The organism is Brevibacterium sp. 2SA, assembly GCF_005502845.1.
GTDB lineage: Bacteria > Actinomycetota > Actinomycetes > Actinomycetales > Brevibacteriaceae > Brevibacterium.
Genome location: NZ_SCMW01000108.1, coordinates 1 through 1,661, shown reverse-complemented (window position 1 = coordinate 1,661; position 1,661 = coordinate 1). Strand labels below are relative to the sequence as shown.

Here is a 1,661-nt window from a genome sequence, read left to right as displayed (position 1 = left end):
GCCGCGGACCGAGGGACACAAGGCCGGCGAGGCCTCCCTCCTCGACGTCATCCACGGGGCCATCGAGATCGGCGTCGACTACCTGTCGGCATACGCGTTCTCGACGGAGAACTGGAAGCGCTCACCCGAGGAGGTCCGCTTCCTCATGGGCTTCAACCGCGATGTCATCCGCCGGCGCCGTGACGAGCTCAACGCCCTGGGCGTGCGCATCGTGTGGTCGGGACGGCGGGGGCGTCTGTGGCGCTCGGTCATCGACGAACTCGAGACCGCCGCCGAGATGACGAAGCACAACACTGGCCTGACCCTCCAGTTCTGCGTGAATTACGGCGGACGCTCGGAGATCGTCGATGCCGTCAATGAGATCACCGCGGAGGTGGCCGCCGGCCGGCTCAAGCCCGGCAAGGTGAGCGAGAAGACCCTGCGCGCCCGGCTCTACGCGCCCCAGGTGCCCGACGTCGACCTCTTCGTCCGGTCGTCGGGGGAGCAACGGACCTCGAACTTCCTCCTCTGGCAGTCCGCGTACGCCGAGATGGTGTTCCAGGACGTGCTCTGGCCTGACGTCGACCGGCGCACCCTGTGGGCGGCGATCGAGGAGTACGCGCGACGCGACCGCCGCTTCGGCGGCGCCATCGACCGCCCGGGCGAGGCCGCCGGAGCCTGAGGGCGAGGCGTTTCCTGTTCGGAAGGGGCCGTGGGGCCTCCACCAGGTGTGCGAGGGAACGTGCGCGTGCGACTGCCCGACTGTTCGGGCTCACCTTGGTATCCACGGCACTGTTCACGAACTGAGCCCTCGAAACTCACGTGAGCTGTTCCCGTTGGTGCCCGGGCGGCGTTCGGGCCGGGGGCTCCGTGTGACGTCCGGCCCGTCATTGTGCCGGGGACTCGGCGGTGTGCGCTGGTTCGATCCGCGATGGTCACTGCCTGTACTGGCGATCTCGGATCAGACTGGCGCGAACCCGGTGGGGTCCGCGCTGAGAGTCGACTCGGGCCGATGTGTGGGGCCTGCCGACGGTTCGGGCTCACCCTGGTTTCCACGGCTCTGTTCCGGAACTGAGCCCCCGAAACTCACGTGAGCCGCAATCGGCGGCACCCAGGCGGTCGCCGGAAGTCCGCCGCAGGAACGGAGCACCAGGAACCTGCCGGAGGACGGACGGCCCCCGAGGCAATCGCCCCCAGGATGCCCGAAGGGCCCGCAGCGCGGACGCTGCGGGCCCTTCAGGGGCGGATCTCAGTAGCGGTCGCGCGAACGATCGCGGTCACGGCCGCCGAACTTCTTGCCGCCGCCGCGACGGTCGCCGCGGAAGTTGCGGTTGTCGCCGGGCTGCTTGTCGAAGTTGCGCTTCTTGAACGGACGGCCCGGACGACCCGAATCGGGGCGGATGTCGATCGGCCGACCCTGGATCTCCGTGTGCGCGAGCTTCTTGAGCACGCCCGGATCGAGATCCTGCGGCAGGTCGACGAGCGTGTGGTTCGACCGGATGTCGATGTGGCCGATCTGCTTCGAGGTGATACCGCCTTCGTTCGCGATCGCACCGACGATCGACCCCGGCTGGACGCGCTCGTTGCGGCCGACCGCGAGACGGTAGGTGACCATGCCCTCGCGGTTGCGCGCCCCGCGCTCCCGGCCGGGCTTGCCGTCGCGATCACGGTCACGGCCCTGC

The 1,661-nt window shown here is 69.2% G+C and carries 2 protein-coding genes; one reads left to right on the top strand and one right to left on the bottom strand.

What is annotated here, in order from left to right:
• Positions 1-661: polyprenyl diphosphate synthase (gene uppS / locus FFS20_RS17785; RefSeq protein ID WP_137827099.1), on the top strand; the 661-nt coding region annotated here is incomplete at its 5' end.
• 567 nt (positions 662-1,228) lie between these two features.
• Here the strand turns inward: uppS and FFS20_RS17780 are convergent.
• Positions 1,229-1,661 (bottom strand): DbpA RNA binding domain-containing protein (locus FFS20_RS17780; protein ID WP_171007141.1); only part of this gene is annotated, 433 nt, incomplete at its 5' end.